This window comes from Lysobacter zhanggongensis (assembly GCF_046638635.1).
Lineage (GTDB): Bacteria > Pseudomonadota > Gammaproteobacteria > Xanthomonadales > Xanthomonadaceae > Novilysobacter > Novilysobacter luteus.
Genome location: NZ_JBJXHK010000056.1, coordinates 1 through 15,078, shown reverse-complemented (window position 1 = coordinate 15,078; position 15,078 = coordinate 1). Strand labels below are relative to the sequence as shown.

Annotated in this window: 18 protein-coding genes and 1 pseudogene; 13 read left to right on the top strand and 6 right to left on the bottom strand. The window is 69.0% G+C overall.

Annotation, left to right across the window (positions count from 1 at the left end; genetic code table 11):
- Window positions 1-94: 94 nt before the first annotated feature.
- Window positions 95-325: a hypothetical protein gene (locus ACKVMH_RS09960; protein WP_215219470.1), complete on the bottom strand. Its 231-nt coding sequence runs from the start codon at window positions 323-325 to the stop codon at window positions 95-97.
- A gap of 270 nt (window positions 326-595) precedes the next feature.
- Between ACKVMH_RS09960 and nirK the strand changes: the two genes are divergently transcribed.
- From nirK to ACKVMH_RS09945, 3 genes are read left to right on the top strand one after another with little or no spacing between them, the layout of a single operon-like run.
- A complete protein-coding gene (gene nirK, locus ACKVMH_RS09955; protein WP_412700161.1) occupies window positions 596-2,131 on the top strand; it encodes a copper-containing nitrite reductase in 1,536 nt (511 codons plus the stop codon).
- Between the two features lie 10 nt (window positions 2,132-2,141).
- On the top strand, window positions 2,142-2,918 hold the full coding sequence (locus tag ACKVMH_RS09950; protein ID WP_215220248.1) for a formylglycine-generating enzyme family protein: 777 nt from the start codon (window positions 2,142-2,144) through the stop codon (window positions 2,916-2,918).
- Entirely contained in the window at window positions 2,915-3,493 is a 579-nt protein-coding gene (locus ACKVMH_RS09945; RefSeq protein ID WP_412700160.1) for an SCO family protein, read from the top strand. The genes ACKVMH_RS09950 and ACKVMH_RS09945 overlap by 4 nt, the downstream gene beginning before the upstream one ends.
- Window positions 3,494-3,575: 82 nt before the next feature.
- Here ACKVMH_RS09945 and ACKVMH_RS09940 read toward each other — a convergent pair whose 3' ends face one another.
- From ACKVMH_RS09940 to ACKVMH_RS13660, 5 genes and pseudogenes are all read right to left on the bottom strand, one after another.
- Complete coding sequence (locus tag ACKVMH_RS09940; RefSeq protein ID WP_412700159.1) at window positions 3,576-4,304, bottom strand: DUF3618 domain-containing protein; 729 nt, start codon at window positions 4,302-4,304, stop codon at window positions 3,576-3,578.
- Window positions 4,301-4,747, bottom strand: a complete 447-nt coding sequence (locus ACKVMH_RS09935; protein ID WP_412700158.1) for a phage holin family protein — start codon at window positions 4,745-4,747, stop codon at window positions 4,301-4,303. Before ACKVMH_RS09935 ends, ACKVMH_RS09940 begins: the two co-directional genes overlap by 4 nt.
- Window positions 4,747-5,406, bottom strand: a complete 660-nt coding sequence (locus ACKVMH_RS09930) for a hypothetical protein (RefSeq protein WP_412700157.1) — start codon at window positions 5,404-5,406, stop codon at window positions 4,747-4,749. The genes ACKVMH_RS09935 and ACKVMH_RS09930 overlap by 1 nt, the downstream gene beginning before the upstream one ends.
- A gap of 242 nt (window positions 5,407-5,648) precedes the next feature.
- Window positions 5,649-6,713, bottom strand: a complete 1,065-nt coding sequence (locus tag ACKVMH_RS09925; protein WP_459167109.1) for an aminotransferase-like domain-containing protein — start codon at window positions 6,711-6,713, stop codon at window positions 5,649-5,651.
- Between the two features lie 356 nt (window positions 6,714-7,069).
- A pseudogene (locus tag ACKVMH_RS13660) lies at window positions 7,070-7,207 on the bottom strand (GntR family transcriptional regulator); the annotation flags it as partial.
- Window positions 7,208-7,330: 123 nt separating this feature from the next.
- On the opposite strand from ACKVMH_RS13660, the gene ACKVMH_RS09915 reads away from it, so the two are divergent.
- From ACKVMH_RS09915 to ACKVMH_RS09870, 10 genes are all read left to right on the top strand, one after another.
- A complete protein-coding gene (locus ACKVMH_RS09915) occupies window positions 7,331-7,684 on the top strand; it encodes a hypothetical protein (protein WP_215219463.1) in 354 nt (117 codons plus the stop codon).
- Window positions 7,681-7,887 carry a twin transmembrane helix small protein gene (locus ACKVMH_RS09910; protein ID WP_412700155.1) on the top strand — a complete coding sequence of 69 codons (207 nt, stop codon included), beginning with the start codon at window positions 7,681-7,683 and terminating at the stop codon, window positions 7,885-7,887. Before ACKVMH_RS09915 ends, ACKVMH_RS09910 begins: the two co-directional genes overlap by 4 nt.
- Before the next feature lie 125 nt (window positions 7,888-8,012).
- On the top strand, window positions 8,013-9,518 hold the full coding sequence (gene ccoN / locus ACKVMH_RS09905; RefSeq protein ID WP_412700154.1) for a cytochrome-c oxidase, cbb3-type subunit I: 1,506 nt from the start codon (window positions 8,013-8,015) through the stop codon (window positions 9,516-9,518).
- Between the two features lie 10 nt (window positions 9,519-9,528).
- Window positions 9,529-10,143 (top strand): cytochrome-c oxidase, cbb3-type subunit II, encoded by a 615-nt coding sequence (ccoO, locus tag ACKVMH_RS09900; RefSeq protein ID WP_215219460.1) that lies wholly within the window; start codon window positions 9,529-9,531, stop codon window positions 10,141-10,143.
- A gap of 3 nt (window positions 10,144-10,146) precedes the next feature.
- Window positions 10,147-10,302 carry a cbb3-type cytochrome oxidase subunit 3 gene (locus ACKVMH_RS09895; RefSeq protein ID WP_215219459.1) on the top strand — a complete coding sequence of 52 codons (156 nt, stop codon included), beginning with the start codon at window positions 10,147-10,149 and terminating at the stop codon, window positions 10,300-10,302.
- On the top strand, window positions 10,299-11,261 hold the full coding sequence (gene ccoP / locus ACKVMH_RS09890; RefSeq protein WP_215219458.1) for a cytochrome-c oxidase, cbb3-type subunit III: 963 nt from the start codon (window positions 10,299-10,301) through the stop codon (window positions 11,259-11,261). Before ACKVMH_RS09895 ends, ccoP begins: the two co-directional genes overlap by 4 nt.
- 41 nt (window positions 11,262-11,302) lie before the next feature.
- The gene (locus tag ACKVMH_RS09885) at window positions 11,303-11,554 is read left to right on the top strand and encodes a hypothetical protein (RefSeq protein WP_215220247.1); all 252 of its coding nucleotides are present in this window, start codon (window positions 11,303-11,305) and stop codon (window positions 11,552-11,554) included.
- A 10-nt stretch (window positions 11,555-11,564) separates the two neighbouring features.
- On the top strand, window positions 11,565-13,118 hold the full coding sequence (locus ACKVMH_RS09880) for a 4Fe-4S dicluster domain-containing protein (protein WP_412700153.1): 1,554 nt from the start codon (window positions 11,565-11,567) through the stop codon (window positions 13,116-13,118).
- Window positions 13,118-13,660: a FixH family protein gene (locus ACKVMH_RS09875; protein ID WP_412700152.1), complete on the top strand. Its 543-nt coding sequence runs from the start codon at window positions 13,118-13,120 to the stop codon at window positions 13,658-13,660. The genes ACKVMH_RS09880 and ACKVMH_RS09875 overlap by 1 nt, the downstream gene beginning before the upstream one ends.
- Before the next feature lie 11 nt (window positions 13,661-13,671).
- Window positions 13,672-15,078, top strand: a 1,407-nt coding sequence (locus ACKVMH_RS09870) for a heavy metal translocating P-type ATPase (RefSeq protein ID WP_412700151.1), incomplete at its 3' end; no start/stop codon positions are given.

The following is a 15,078-nucleotide window of genomic DNA, read 5'->3' as shown; positions in this document are numbered from 1 at the left end:
AGACGGCCACGCACGGCCAGCAGCGCCAGCGCGCCGCCATCCACCAGGTCGATCGCGCGGCGCAGCTCGGCCAGCGCAACACCCGCCGCAACACTCACCGGCGCGCGCGCCCCAGGGTCCAACCGGGTGGGTCACTGGCCGGGAAGCTGTCATCCAGCGCGGCGTCGATTGCCTGTTCGCGCCGTTCCCGTTCAACGGCCTGGGCGCACTGGCGCGCCTCGGCCTGTCCGGCCAGCAGACTGGTCGGAATGCCGGCCGCATGCATGGCCTCGAACATCGCCGGCTGGGCCAGCTCGAAATCACCGATCTCGAAGTCGCTGCTCATGTCGCACCCTCGGTTCCAGACAACGCCATCAGGCGCCCTGTCGGGTTCGTCGGCATTGACGTGGGTCAAGGGACGGAGGGCTGGCCGCCCGCGGATGGTGCTCGGGCCGGGTTCACCCGATACTGACCGCGCGCTGTACATGATCGACGGGCATCGCCCGCGGCCGCATCCGCGTTTTTTGATCCGGATCAGTACCGCGCAGCCGCAATGCGGCACTCTGCAAACTTGGCCGGGGCATCGGCCAAGCCATCCAAAAAAGGGGAAGTGCGCATGACCCGTCCCACACGCTACCTGGCCGCCGTACTGGCCATGGCCGGCCTGCTGCTTGCCGGTTGCGATCGCGACAACGCCAGCAACGCCGCCGACACCGACACCCCGCGCGCCAATGCCAGCGAAGGTGAAACCGGCGGCTCGCGCAAGGGCGACTTCGGCCCGCCGCAGGGCAAGCCGATCGACGCGGTGCTGACCAGCCCGCCGCTGGTGCCGCCTGCGACCGGCCGCGACTACCCGGCCAAGGTGGTGGTCTCGCTCGACGTGGTCGAGAAGGTCATGCCGATCTCCGAAGGCGTGGACTACACCTTCTGGACCTTCGGCGGCACCGTGCCCGGCAGCTTCATCCGCGTGCGCCAGGGCGACACGGTGGAATTCCACCTGCGCAACATGCCCGACAGCAAGATGCCCCACAACATCGACCTGCACGGCGTGACCGGCCCCGGCGGCGGCGCCACCTCAAGCTTCACCGCGCCGGGCCACGTCACCCGCTTCACCTTCAAGGCGCTCAACGCCGGCCTGTACGTCTACCACTGCGCGACCGCGCCGGTCGGCATGCACGTGGCCAACGGCATGTACGGCCTGATCCTGGTCGAGCCGCCGGAAGGCCTGCCGCCGGTCGACAAGGAGTACTACGTCATGCAGGGCGACTTCTACACCACCGGCAAGTACCGGGAGAAGGGCCTGCAGGGCTTCGACATGGAGAAGGCGATCGACGAGCACCCGACCTACGTGCTGTTCAACGGCTCGGAAGGCTCGCTGACCGGTGACAAGGTGCTGACCGCCAACACCGGCGAGAACGTGCGCCTGTACGTCGGCAACGGCGGCCCCAACCTGGTGTCGAGCTTCCACGTGATCGGCGAGATCTTCGACAAGGTCTGGTACGAAGGCGGCACCAAGTACCAGGAGAACGTGCAGACCACGCTGATCCCCTCGGGCGGTGCGGCGATGATGGAGTTCCACATGGAAGTGCCGGGCAGCTACGTGCTGGTCGACCACAGCCTGTTCCGCGCCTTCAACAAGGGCGCGCTGGGCATCCTCCAGGCCAGTGGCCCGGAGAACAAGGAGATCTACTCCGGCCTTGAAGTCGACGCGGTCTATATCGGCGACCGTGCGCAGGCCAACATGGAAGCGGTGACGGTGGCGGCCGAATCGGCCAGCACCGGCGACCTGACGGTCGAGCAGCAGGTCAAGGCCGGCGAGGCGCTGTTCCTGGGCACCTGCTCCACCTGCCACCAGGCCAACGGCGCGGGCATGGAAGGCGTGTTCCCGCCGCTGGCGAACTCCGACTACATCGCCAAGGATCCGAGCGCGCTGCCGCGCGTGATCCTGCACGGCCTGGAAGGCCCGGTGACGGTCAACGGCACCGACTACAACTCGATCATGCCGCCGATGAGCCAGTTGACCGACGACGAGGTCGCCAACATCTCGACCTACGTGCTCAACAGCTGGGGCAACCCGGGTGGCCGCGTGACCAAGGACGAGGCGGCCGCGATCCGCAAGGTCAAGCCGGCCAACGCGTCCGCCGGTCACTGACGTGACCCGGATGCTGGCAACCGCGCTCGCCTCCGCGCTGCTGCTCGCAACCCCCACCGCCGGCCTGGTCGCCGGCGGTGGGGACTACGCCACCGTTCCGGGCGGCAGCTTCCGCAGCACGCTCAACTACGAGGACGTCGTCGGCAACGTCGACGTCGCGCCCTTCGCGCTGATGAAGCGACCGGTGACCAACGGCGAGTTCCTGGCGTTCGTGAAGTCCAATCCACAGTGGCAGCGCGGCCGCGTGGCGACCGTAATGGCCGAGCCGCGGTACCTGTCGCATTGGGCGGGGCCGACCGACCTCGGGCAGGCCAACCCGGCGCAGCCGGTGGTCCAGGTCAGCTGGTTCGCCGCCTCGGCCTATTGCGAGGCCCAGGGCGCACGGCTGCCGACGTGGAACGAATGGGAGTACGCGGCCGCCGCCGACGAAACCCGTCGTGACGCGCGCAAGGACCCGGTGTGGCGCGAACGCATCCTGGCCTGGTACTCGCGCCCCTCCAACAGCGCCCTGCCCCGTGCCGGCCTGCAGACGCCCAACGTGTACGGCGTGCAGGACCTGCACGGTCTCGTGTGGGAATGGACAGACGATTTCTCCTCGCTGCTGGTCGACGCCGACAACCGCAACCAGGGTGACCCGGACAACGCCCGCTTCTGCGGCGCCGGCGCGCTGTCGATGGACGACCGCGACAACTATGCGGTGCTGATGCGGGTGGCGATGCTGTCATCGCTCAACGCCCCCGACACGACCGCCAACCTCGGCTTCCGTTGCGCCAGGGATTTGCCATGAACCGCCTGCTGATCGTCCTCCTCGCCGCCTGCACCATGCTGGTGGCGGGCCTCCCCGTGTCGGCCGCCGATACGCCGCCGCCGCGCGACTCGATCTACCAGCTGCCGGTGCAGCTGACCGACCAGGCCGGCGGCACCTACGGCTGGAAGACCCTGCGCGGCAAGCCGAGGCTGGTGGCGATGTTCTACACGTCGTGCCAGTACATCTGCCCGTTGATTGTCGACAGCGGCAAGGCGATCGAAAAGCAGCTGACCCCGGCCGAACTTAACCGGTTGGGCATCGTGCTGATCAGCATGGACCCTGCGCGCGACGATCCCGCCGCGCTGAAGAAGGTGGCGGACCAGCGCAAGCTCGATACCGCCCGCTGGACCCTCGCCAGCCCCAAGGCCGATGACGTGCGCGGCGTGGCCGGTGTGCTCGGTATCCGCTACCGTGCGCTGGCCGACGGCGAGTTCAACCACACCAGCGCGCTGGTACTGGTCGACGCCGAAGGCCGCATTCTCGCGCGGACCGAGCAGATGGGCACCCGGCCGGATCCGGAGTTCGTAGTCGCGGTGAAGCAGGCGCTGCGGTAGCGCGGTCGCTCTGCGGCGCCGACACAGCATGCAAACCCCGGGACGCCACGGCGTGGCGTCCGGGTAATCGCAGGCTCCCCGGCTAGAGACCCGGTTGCGCCGACGGTGACGTGGACGTCGTCGATGCGGTGGATGTCGAACGCACCCCCGCCGTGTCGTGGTCGTGCTCGCCCGCGGTCACTTCGCGACCGGTCTCGGCCACGGCGTCATAACCGCTCCGGGCGGCATGCTTGGCGTCATCGGCAAACCGGTCGCGCACCGGCCCGAGCAATTCGTCCTCCTTGCGCGTAGGCGGGAGCATCGCGCCGAGCAACGCCCCGGCCGCAATCGCCATCGCGCCGATCGCCATCGGGTTGTCGTCGAGCATGTGCTCGAAGCCCTGCTTGCTACGGCGGGCGCGCGAGCGTGCCGAGTCCATCGCATGGTGGGCCGATTCGCCGACACGCTGCTTGGCCGAATGCATCTTGCCGGAAACCTGCTCGCGGGCCTGACCCACGCGCTCGCCGACGCCAGGCTTGTCCGAGGCGTTGGGGTCGGCGGCGCCGTCGTGGCTGCCCGCGTAGAGCCACGTGAGGCCGGCGACCGTGAGCAGCGTCGGCATCGGGTTGTCCTTTACCGTCCGGGCCAGGTTGCTGGCGAACTCGCGGCCATGGCCGTTTCCGAGCACGCGCTCGAACAACTCGCCCGGCGACAGCCGGTTCTCCAGCGCGTGGATGAGCTCGCCGATATGGTCGCGCTGCTGGTCGATCTCGTGCTCCAGCTGGGCGGGGTCCTTCCGGGACTGCGCCCGGACCGTGTCTGCGGTGTTCATGGGGTCCTCCCGCGGATGGTGTCCTTGTCCCGGCGAAGCGAACCGATCGTGCGGTCCGGCCGCAACGACTCGCTCTGCAGCTTTTTCTTGCCGGCCTGCACCATCGCGAAGCCGATCAGGGTCGCCACCGCGCCGACGATCAGTGCCGCCAGCCAGGGTGCAACCACGTTGCTGAGCGCATAAACGCCGGCCAGCAGCAACATGACGAAGCCACCCATCAGAACCGCGCCGCCGGTGGCGACCGATGCCATGCCGGCCTTGGTCTGCTGCATGTTCTCGCGCATCTCGCTCTTGGCCAGCGCGATCTCGTTGGTGAGCAGCGCCGGCACCTCACGCATGAGCTGCTTCAGCAGGGTGCCGACGGAGGGTTCGATATGTGGGGCGTCCGTGGAAGCGCCCGTGTAGGTTCCGGATGTCCCGGTGGGGTTGGGTTGCGCACTCATCAGTGGATTCCTCCTCTCGTGCCTTCGGGACGGGCCTGGCGGTCGCTGGCACCCGACGTGCCGCGGGCTTCCGTCGCGCCCGGGGCGCTGGTGTAGGTCGTGCCGCTGGCACTGGTCGCCTGGCGTGACCGGTTGGCCGTGTCGTCAACCGGGACCGGATAATCGTGGGCCGAGTACACGTCCTCGGTGTCCTGCCGCGCACGCCGCTTCTCGGAGGCCCGCGCGAAGCGCGCGAGGCCGAAACCAATGGCGACGCCGCCGGTCACGAACAGCGCCGGGTTGTCGCGGGCGAGCCGGCCGACGTCGCGCAGGACTTCGTCGCCGCTCTTTTCCCGCAGGGAGGTCGACAGGCGGGTCATGCTGTCGGCCAGGCTGGCGACGTACTCGGACAGATGGCCGATGTCGTCCTGCTGGAGCCGCGCGGCGGCCGCCTGGGTGCTGTCGGCCAGCGTGTCGACCTTGTCTGCGGCAGTGCGTCGCGCTTCGGCGACGCGTACCTTGCCTTCCGCCTTGGCCTGCTCGCCAAGCTCGTGTGCGGAGTGCTTGAGGTCGCTGTCGCCCGCATGCGCGGTACCGGACGGGGCGCCTGCGGCACCCGGCGTGTTGACGCCTTGGGGTTGTCGCGTGGATGGCGAGGGGGGTTGCTGGGATGTGCTCATGGGCCTCTCCTTTGGGGGATGGGCAGGCGGCCTGGCAACGGAGGTCCTCGCGTCATGCCGCACCGGAAGGTGGGCTTGCGGGGCGGGCGCTTCGACCGCGGACGCCGCCCTCGGACGAGGGTGCGGCGACCGGGGATATGCGGATACCGCATCGCCGGGCCTTGGCCCGCATCTTCGGCGGTAACGCGTTACCCGGCCGTATAAGAGGCGTCGTGACGACCCAACATGCCGGTCGCGCGCATTCAGCCGGCGTGCGCGGTGGCCAATCTCCCCAGCGTTGCAAGCGCCGCCTGCGTGCGCGCATCCAGGGGATGGCCGCAGTTGAGCCGCAGGCAATGGCCGAAGCCGCGGCTGGCCGAGAACATCGGACCGGGCGCGACGCTGATGCCCTGCGCGGCGGCCTGACGCTGGATCGCCAGCGCGTCGGTCCCGGCCGGGAGTTCCAGCCACAGGAAATACCCCCCTGCCGGCCGCGTCACCCGGGTGCCGCTCGGGAAGTACCGACCGACGGCGGCCAGGTATTCGGCCTGCTGCGCCGCTAGCGTCCTGCGCAGGCGCCGCAGGTGGCGGTCGAACCCGCCGCGCTCCAGGTAATGGGCGATCGCCATCTGCGAAGGCACGTTGGTGTTGAGGGTGGTGGTGAGCTTGTGCCGCGCGATCCGCCCGGCGAACCGCCCGCCGGCGACCCAGCCGATGCGGTGCCCCGGGGCCAGGCACTTGGAAAACGACGAGCAGTGCATCACCAATCCCTCGCGGTCGAACGCCTTGGCCGGCACCGGCCGCTCACTGCCGAAATACAGCTCGGCGTACACGTCGTCCTCGATCAGCGGGATCGCATGGCGGGCCAACAGTTCGACCAGCGCGCGCTTGCGCTCGGGCGGCATGCTGGCCCCCAGCGGGTTCTGGAAGGTGCCCATCACCCAGCAGGCCCTGGGCGCGTGGCGCGCAATGGCCGCCTCGACGGCATCCAGGTCGATGCCCTCGCGCGGATGGGTGGGCACCTCGATCGCGCGCAGGTTGCGCCGCTGCAGGATCTGTAGCGCCGCATAGAAGCACGGCGACTCCACCAGCACGGCGTCGCCGGGCGCGGTGACAACGCCGATCGCCAGGTTCAGCGCTTCCAGCGCGCCGTTGGTGACGACGATCGCATCCGCATCGACCTGCATCCCGCCCAGCAGGTAGCGCAACGCGATCTGACGACGCAGGCCGGCGTTGCCCGGCGTGAGGTCGTCGACCGTGCTCCAGGGATCCAGCTGCGGCGCGGTGGCGGCCAGCGCGCGGCCGAGGCGGTCGAGCGGGAACAGCAACGGGCTGGGGAACNGCGCAACGCGATCTGACGACGCAGGCCGGCGTTGCCCGGCGTGAGGTCGTCGACCGTGCTCCAGGGATCCAGCTGCGGCGCGGTGGCGGCCAGCGCGCGGCCGAGGCGGTCGAGCGGGAACAGCAACGGGCTGGGGAACGCCGATCCCAGCGGCACCACCTCGCGCGACATCGAGGCCTGCATGACCTCGAACACCAGGTCGCTGACATCGACGCTGCGCGACTCGCCGTCCGGGCGCGAGGCCTGCTCGGGCTCGGGCGGCTGGGCGCCGGCCGCGCGGGTGACGTAATAGCCCGAGCGCGGGCGCGACTCGACCAGGCCCCGGGCCTCCAGCAGGTAATAGGCCTGGAACACGGTCGAGGGGCTGACACCGCGCGCCGCGCTGGCCTGGCGGACCGACGGCAACCGGTCGCCGGGCTTGAGCAGGCGGCGCCGGATCGATTCAGCCACTTCCTGGGCAAGGGCTTCGTAGCGCTTCATGGGTGCGTCGGACGCGCCTGAACGGTCCCAACTGATATGGTTTTCTGACGGATTTCTGAGTCTAGGCCGGCTGATCCGGTCGTCCTATCCTGCCAGTCGCCCCAATGGATCACCCGCCCGCCGATGAACCCGCTGGTCGAACTGAACCTCGCACTCATCCTGTTCATTCCCTGGTACGCCATCCTGGCCGTGCTGTTCTGGCTGTTTCCCCGCCAGCCGCGCACCTTTGCCCGCAAGGCGTTCGATACCGCCAGTCTGGTGCTGGCCACGTCGCTATCGGCGCTGGGCATGTACTGGAGCATCGACACCGCCGACCCCCAGCACCACATGTGGCAGCAGGTCCTGGCCACCACGGTGTCGTACGGGGTGTTTCTGGGCGTGATGACGCTCGCGATGGTGGTGCGCTGGCGCTGGCTGCGCGTGCACGCGGCCGCCGCGCGCCCTGCCGCGCTGGCCGCGGGCGAGGCGGCGCGATGAAGACGCTGTTGATCCTCGGATTCCTCGGCCTGATCGTCTACAACCTGGGCGCCGGGCTGTACTACATGCTGGTCGACACCGGCCGCAGCAAGCGCACGGTCAACGCGCTGACCCGGCGCATCGTGCTTTCGATCGTGCTGGTCGGGCTGGTCGCGGCCGGGATCTTCACGGGCGTGATCGACGCGCACGGCGTCGGTGCCTGACTTTGCTTACCATGGACTCCAAACCTGTCCGCCACCCCCTCCGCTCCCGGTGAATTGATCTGGATCAAGCCGGCGGGCGATGGCGGCCGCGAAAATATCCTCGACCGTAAAACCAAGGCCCTCCCATGACTGCGTTTGAAAGCGCCACGAAGGTCGGTGCGTCGGCACCCACCGTCGCGGGCAACCACGTGCGCGATGCCGCGCATGCCTTCTACAACGACAAGGTGGTCCACCAGTTCATGGTGGCGACCATGTTCTGGGGCATTGCCGGAATGCTGGTCGGGGTGCTCATCGCGGCCCAGCTGTACTGGCCGGCGCTGAACTTCGACACCGCGTGGCTCAGCTACGGCCGGCTGCGGCCGCTGCACACCAACGGCGTGATCTTCGGCTTCGGCGGCACCGCCCTGATCGGCACCAGCCTGTACGTGGTGCAGCGCACCTGCCATGCGCGCCTCATCTCGGACCGCCTGTCGGCGTTCGTGTTCTGGGGCTGGCAGGCAGCGATGGTCGGCGCGCTGATCACCCTGCCGATGGGCCTGACCCAGGGCAAGGAATACGCCGAGCTGGAGTGGCCGCTCGACATCCTGATCGCGATCGTCTGGGTCGCCTACGGCTGGCTGTTCTTCGGCACCGTGACCAAGCGCAAGGTGAAGCACATCTATGTCGCTAACTGGTTCTACGGCGCCTTCATCATCGGCGTCGGCCTGCTGCACATCGTCAACAACCTGGCCATCCCGGCCGGCATGTGGAAGTCCTACCCGGTCTACAGCGGCGCGGTCGATGCGATGGCGCAGTGGTGGTACGGCCACAACGCGGTGGCGTTCCTGCTGACCGTCGGCTTCCTGGCGATGATGTACTACTTCGTGCCCAAGCAGGCGCAGCGGCCGATCTACTCGTACCGCCTGTCGATCGTGCACTTCTGGGCGCTGATCTCCATCTACATGTGGGCCGGCCCGCACCACCTGCACTACACCGCGCTGCCGGACTGGGCGCAGTCGGTCGGCATGGTCTTCTCGGTGATCCTGCTGGCGCCGTCCTGGGGTGGCGCGATGAACGGCATCCTCACGCTCTCGGGCGTGTGGCACAAGCTGCGCACCGACCCGATCCTGAAGTTCCTGATCGTGGCGATCAGCTTCTACATGATCGCGACCTTCGAAGGCCCGCTGCTGTCGATCAAGACGGTCAACTCGCTGAGCCACTACACCGACTGGACCGTCGGCCACGTGCACGCCGGCACCCTGGGCTGGGTGGCGATGATCACCGTCGGCTCGATCTATTCGCTGTACCCGCGGCTGGTCGGCGTGGAGAAGATGTTCTCGACCAAGTGGATCGACGCGCACTTCTGGGTCCACACACTGGGCGTGGTGTTCTACATCGTCTCGATGTGGATCGCCGGCATCACCCAGGGCCTGATGTGGCGTGCCACCAACGCCGACGGCACGCTGACCTACAGCTTCGTCGAGTCGCTGGTCGCGACCTACCCGTACTACCTGGGCCGCCTGCTCGGCGGGCTGATGATCGTCGCCGGCATGTGCCTGATGGCGTGGAACCTGTACCGCACGTGGCAGTCGGCCAAGGAGCCGGTGCTGAATCCGGTGCTGGCACCGCACCCCGAGTCGGCGCGGGCCTGAGGAAAGACAGATGGCATTCGGACACGAAAAAATCGAGAAGAACATCGGCCTGATGGCCGTCCTGGTCGCGGTGGCGGTATCGCTGGGCGGCCTGGCGGAGATCGTCCCGCTGATGTACCAGGCCGAGGCGATCAAGCCGCTGCCGGGCGTCAAGCCGTACCCGGCGCTGGAGCTTGCCGGGCGCGACATCTACGTACGCGAGGGCTGCTACAACTGCCATTCGCAGATGGTCCGCACCCTGCGCTTCGAAACCGAGCGTTACGGCCACTATTCGCTCGCCGGCGAGTCGGTCTACGACCGGCCGTTCCAGTGGGGTTCCAAGCGCACCGGGCCTGACCTGGCCCGCGTGGGCGGCCGCTATTCCGACGACTGGCACCGGGTCCACCTGGTCGACCCGCGCGCGGTCGTCCCGGAGTCCAACATGCCGGCCTTCCCGTGGCTGCAGGAAACCGCGGTCGACGCGGCGCAGGTCACCGTGAGCATGAAGGCGCTGCAGCGCCTGGGCGATCCGTACTCGGACGAGGAAATCGCCAGCGCCGCCGGCGATGTCGCCGGCAAGACCGAACTCGATGCCGTGGTCGCCTACCTGCAGGCGCTCGGCAAGCACGCACCGCGCGGGGGCTGAACCATGTTGTCGGGAATCATCACGATCGTACTGACGCTGCTGTTCGTGGCCATCTGGGCCTGGGCCTGGCAGCCGCGCCACAAGCAGAGCTTCGAGGAGACTGCGCGGCTGGCGCTGGACGACGCGCCGGACGCGGGTGAGCGGGAGTCGCGCGCATGAGCATGGGATGGAACTGGTTCGTCGCCGCGCTGGCGGCGCTCAACATCCTTGGCGTGGCCTGGCTGCTGTGGTGGACGGCCAAGCGCCGCCCGGGCGATCCCAAGCCCGAGGAGACCAGCCACTACTGGGACGAGAACATCACCGAATACAACAAGCCGATGCCGCGCTGGTGGATCAACGGCTTCTACATCGCGATCGCGTTCGGCATCGGCTACCTGGTCTGGTACGGCGGCCTGGGCACGATCCCGGGTACCAGCGACTGGAGTTCGGCGCGCGAACACGCGCTCGACAAGGCCGCCGCCGACGCACGCCTGGAAGAGACGTTCGCGCCCTACCGCAACGCGTCGCTGCCGGCCCTGGCGGCCGACGAGACCGCATTGCAGCTGGGCCGCTCGATCTTCTCCAACACCTGCGCCACCTGCCATGGCTCCTCGGCGCAGGGCGCGATCGGCTACCCCAACCTGGCCGACGACATCTGGCACTGGGGCGGCGAGCCCGAGCAGGTCCTGCAGACGGTGCTCGATGGTCGCGACGGCATCATGCCCGAGTGGGGCACGGTGTTGACCGGCATGGGCGGCGAGCACGCGATCGACTACGTCATCGCCTATGTCCGCACCCTTGCACGCCCGGGCCAGTCGCTCGGCAACGACTACATGGCCGCGCGCGGCAAGACGCTGTACGACGGCGTCTGCGTCGCCTGCCACGGGGTCGACGGCAAGGGCAACCAGGCGATGGGCGCGCCGGACCTGACCGATGCGTACTGGATGTACGGCAGCAGCAAGGCCAGCCTGCACGAGACCATCGCCAACGGCCGCCACGGCGTCATGCCGGCCCACCGCGAGCTGCTGGGCGAGACTCGCGCACGGCTGGTGGCGGCCTACGTCTGGTCGCTGTCCAACCCGGCCGGCGCCGGCGGCAGCCCGGCGACCAGCGCCGCGGCGGCGGAGCCTGCCCGTTGAGTGTCCACGTGCCACCGCCGTTCGACCATCCGCCGCGCCCGATGGCGCAGCGGCTTGGCGCGATCCTGTGGCCGAGCTTCTTCGCCGCCGGCGTGGCGACGATGGTGTTCTTCGCCTTCGTCGACCCGCTGGCACTGCGTGACATGACCTTCCCGGAAGTCGCGATCACCCGTTCGATGGGCTACACGATCGGCTTCTTCATGTTCTGGCTGGCGACCGCGTCGGCCAGCCTGTTCACCTGGTTGCTGCTGCGCCCGGCGAGCCGTTTCAACAAATCATTGCCACTGGAGTAATCCCCCCGCGGTGAGCAAGAAGATCGACATCGAGCTGCTGGGTCAAAGCGACACCCCCGGCGGCGACTCGCTTTACGTCAGCGAACGCAAGGTCTACCCCCGCGACGTGTCCGGCCGCTTCGACCGGCTGCGCAAGGTGGCCGTGTTCTGGCTGCTGGGCATGTACTACCTGTTCCCATGGCTGAAGTGGGACGGGCGCCAGGCGGTGCTGTTCGACCTGCCGGCGCGCAAGTTCCACGTCTTCGGCCTGACCTTCTGGCCGCAGGACTTCAGCCTGCTGGCCGTGCTGCTGATCATCCTGGCGCTGACGCTGTTCTTCGTGACCGCGCTGGCCGGACGGCTGTGGTGCGGCTATGCCTGCCCGCAGACGGTCTGGACCGAGGTGTTCCTGTGGATGGAACGCTGGACCGAGGGCGACCGGCCCAAGCGGATGAAGCTCGACGCCGGCCCGTGGACCCGCGAGAAGGTGCTTCGCAAGGGTGCCAAGCACGTGCTGTGGCTGGTCTTCGCGCTGTGGACGGGCTTCACCTTCGTCGGCTTCTTTACCCCCATCACCGGGCTCGGCGCGCGGCTGTGGCCGTTCGACTGGAATGGCTGGGAGATCTTCTGGGTGCTGTTCTACGCGTTGGCCACCTGGGGCAACGCCGGCTTCCTGCGCGAGCAGGTGTGCAAGTACATGTGCCCGTACGCGCGCTTCCAGAGCGCGATGTTCGACCGCAACACGCTGATCATCGCCTATGACCCGATGCGCGGCGAACCGCGCGGCCCGCGCAAGCGTGGCCTGCCGAGCGTGCTGGAGCGGGCGCGCGGCCTGCTGGACGTGCGCAGCGCCTATGACTACGTGTTCCGCGCCAGCCGCCACCCGAGCGCGGCGCAGAACCGGCTGCAGGCGGCCGGCACGATCACCTTCGACGCCGGTGCCGAGGCCGCCCCGCTGCCCAGGTTCGCACCCGAGGAACTCGGCGACTGCATCGACTGCACGATGTGCGTGCAGGTATGCCCGGTCGGCATCGACATCCGCAACGGCCTGCAGTACGAGTGCATCGCCTGTGGCGCCTGCATCGACGCCTGCGACGACGTGATGGACAAGATGGGCTATCCGCACGGCCTGATCCGCTACTCCACCCAGAACGCGATCGACGGCAAGCCGAGCCGGGTGTTGCGTCCGCGCATGTTCATCTATGGCGCGCTGTTGCTCGTGCTGGTGGCCGGCTGGGCCTGGGGCATCGCCGCGCGCAGCCCGCTGATCGTCGACGTGCTGCGCGACCGCAATGCGCTGTACCGGGTGGTCGAGGACGGCGTGGACAACGGCTATACGATCAAGCTCGTCAACAAGTCGCAGACGGCACAGGTGTATACGGTCGAACTGCAGGCCGACCCGGCGATCACGCTGCGTGGTGGCACGCGCACGGTCGAGGCCGCCGCCGGCGACGTGCTGTCGATCCCGGTGGAGCTCACCGCGCCGGCGACGGTGACCGGCCGCCACAAAGTCGGCTTCGTGGTCGAGTCGACCGACGGCTCGGTGCGCGAAGTCGCCGACAGCACCTTTTTCGGACCCATGTGATGACCCGCGAACCGAACACGCCCCGCACCGAGCCAACCGGCGAAGCCCCGTCCTCGCCGTGGCGGCAGCCGGTGGTGTGGCTGGTGATCGCGCTGGTGGCCGCGGCCGTCGTGGGCGGCATCAGCATGGTGGTCATCGCCAGTGGCGATGGCAGCACCGATGCGGTGCCCGACCAGGTGAGCCGCACCGCCCAGGTCCAGACCGCCGACCTCGGACCGGACGCGCTGGCGCAGGAGCGCAAGCTCAGCGCGATCGTGCGTATCGACGCCGAGCTGGGCATCGTCGAGGTACTGCCGGTCAGCGGCGACTTCGAGCGGTCCGCGCCATTGCGGCTGGACCTGCTGCACCCCACCCTCGCCGGCCAGGACCGCGTGCTCGAACTGCCGCCGACCGACACCGGTTGGCGGGTCGAGGCCGAAGTCACCGGCGACCACGACTGGAACGTGCGACTGGGCCCCGCCGACGGCCAGTGGCGGCTGCAGGGCCGCCTGCCCGGTGGCCAGCAGGCCGCGAGCCTGCGTCCGGCGCTGCAGGCGCCGTAGGTGATGGTCCGGTGGTCTCCCTGACCGATTCGATGGCGGACGCCGGTGGCACCCGTATGCCGGCAACGAGGACAGCAATCGCGGACGGCTTCTGCCACCACTGCGGCGAGGAGCTGCCGTCCGCTCCGGTGCGTGTCATGTTCGAGGGCGAGCCGCGCGGCTTCTGCTGCGAGGGCTGCGCCGCCGCGGCCCAATGGATCGATGATGCCGACCTGGGCGACTACTACCGCCTGCGCAGTGAACGCGCGACCCGGGTCGGCACCGAGCCGGTGGACCTGGCGGTCTGGGATCGCGATGAGTTGCTCGCCGAGCACGCCCACGACGTCGACGGCGGGCGCGAAATCACCCTGCTGACCGACGGCATGCGCTGCGCGGCCTGCGCGTGGCTGATAGACCGCGCGCTCGCACGCCAGCCCGGCGTGCTCGAAGCGAGCGCCAACGCCGTGACCGGCCGGATCCGGCTGGCCTGGGATCCCGCCGGCACCGCCCTTTCGGGCGTGCTGCGGCAACTGGTCACCCTGGGTTACCGGCCCTACCTCGCCGGCGGCCAGGCGCGCGAGGCAGAGCGCCGGCGCGAGCGCAACCGCGACCTAATCCGCATCGGCATCGCCGGCCTGGGTTCTATGCAGGCGATGATGCTGGCCGAGGCGCTGTACCTGGACTTCGGCAACACCATGCCGTTGCCCACGCGCGACTTTTTCCGCTGGATCACCTTCCTGGTCTCCACGCCGGTCGTGTTCTACGCCGGCTGGCCGTTCATCGAGGGTGCCTGGCGCGAGCTTCGCCAGCGCCGGCTCGGGATGGACCTGCTGATCGCCGGTTCGACCCTGCTGGCATGGGGCGCGAGCGTGTTCGAGACCATGCGCGGCGGCGACCATGTCTGGTACGACGCCGCGGTGATGTTCGTGTTCCTGCTGCTGGCCGCGCGCATGCTGGAAAAGCGCGCGCGGGGGATCGCCAGCGCGCAGGTCGATGCCCTCGGCCGCGCACGGCCGGCGTTCGCCACGCGCGAGCGAAGCGACGGCAGCCGCGAGTCGGTGCCGCTGGCCGCGTTGGCGGTCGGCGATGTCGCCTGCGTCGCGGTGGGCGAGGTGGTGCCGGCCGACGGCGAGCTGCTGGTGGCTGCGCGGTTCGAGGAAGCACTGCTGACCGGCGAGCCGCACCCGGTGGCCAAGGACATCGGCGCGCCGGTGTATGCCGGCACGGTCTGTCGCGAGCAGCCGGCCCGCCTGCGGGTCACCGGGACAGGCAGCGGGACACGGCTGTCGCAGCTCACCCGGCTGGTCGAGCGCGCCCAGTCCGAGCGTCCGTCGCTGGCGATCGCGGCCGACCGGGTCGCGCACCGCTTCGTCGCCGGCCTGCTGCTGGCGACGCTGGCGGTGTTCATCGGCTGGCGCATCCATGACCCCTCGCGCGCA

Coding starts and splice junctions, on each gene's coding strand:
- ACKVMH_RS09930 (WP_412700157.1), bottom strand. CDS start 5,406: ATGAGCACATCCCAGCAACCCCCCTCGCCATCCACGCGACAACCCCAA.
- ACKVMH_RS09910 (WP_412700155.1), top strand. CDS start 7,681: ATGAAGACGCTGTTGATCCTCGGATTCCTCGGCCTGATCGTCTACAAC.
- ccoO (WP_215219460.1), top strand. CDS start 9,529: ATGGCATTCGGACACGAAAAAATCGAGAAGAACATCGGCCTGATGGCC.
- ACKVMH_RS09885 (WP_215220247.1), top strand. CDS start 11,303: ATGGCGCAGCGGCTTGGCGCGATCCTGTGGCCGAGCTTCTTCGCCGCC.
- ACKVMH_RS09960 (WP_215219470.1), bottom strand. CDS start 325: ATGAGCAGCGACTTCGAGATCGGTGATTTCGAGCTGGCCCAGCCGGCG.
- ACKVMH_RS09915 (WP_215219463.1), top strand. CDS start 7,331: ATGAACCCGCTGGTCGAACTGAACCTCGCACTCATCCTGTTCATTCCC.
- ccoP (WP_215219458.1), top strand. CDS start 10,299: ATGAGCATGGGATGGAACTGGTTCGTCGCCGCGCTGGCGGCGCTCAAC.
- ACKVMH_RS09945 (WP_412700160.1), top strand. CDS start 2,915: ATGAACCGCCTGCTGATCGTCCTCCTCGCCGCCTGCACCATGCTGGTG.
- ACKVMH_RS09935 (WP_412700158.1), bottom strand. CDS start 4,747: ATGAGTGCGCAACCCAACCCCACCGGGACATCCGGAACCTACACGGGC.
- ACKVMH_RS09950 (WP_215220248.1), top strand. CDS start 2,142: ATGCTGGCAACCGCGCTCGCCTCCGCGCTGCTGCTCGCAACCCCCACC.
- ACKVMH_RS09875 (WP_412700152.1), top strand. CDS start 13,118: ATGACCCGCGAACCGAACACGCCCCGCACCGAGCCAACCGGCGAAGCC.
- ACKVMH_RS09940 (WP_412700159.1), bottom strand. CDS start 4,304: ATGAACACCGCAGACACGGTCCGGGCGCAGTCCCGGAAGGACCCCGCC.
- nirK (WP_412700161.1), top strand. CDS start 596: ATGACCCGTCCCACACGCTACCTGGCCGCCGTACTGGCCATGGCCGGC.
- ACKVMH_RS09895 (WP_215219459.1), top strand. CDS start 10,147: ATGTTGTCGGGAATCATCACGATCGTACTGACGCTGCTGTTCGTGGCC.
- ccoN (WP_412700154.1), top strand. CDS start 8,013: ATGACTGCGTTTGAAAGCGCCACGAAGGTCGGTGCGTCGGCACCCACC.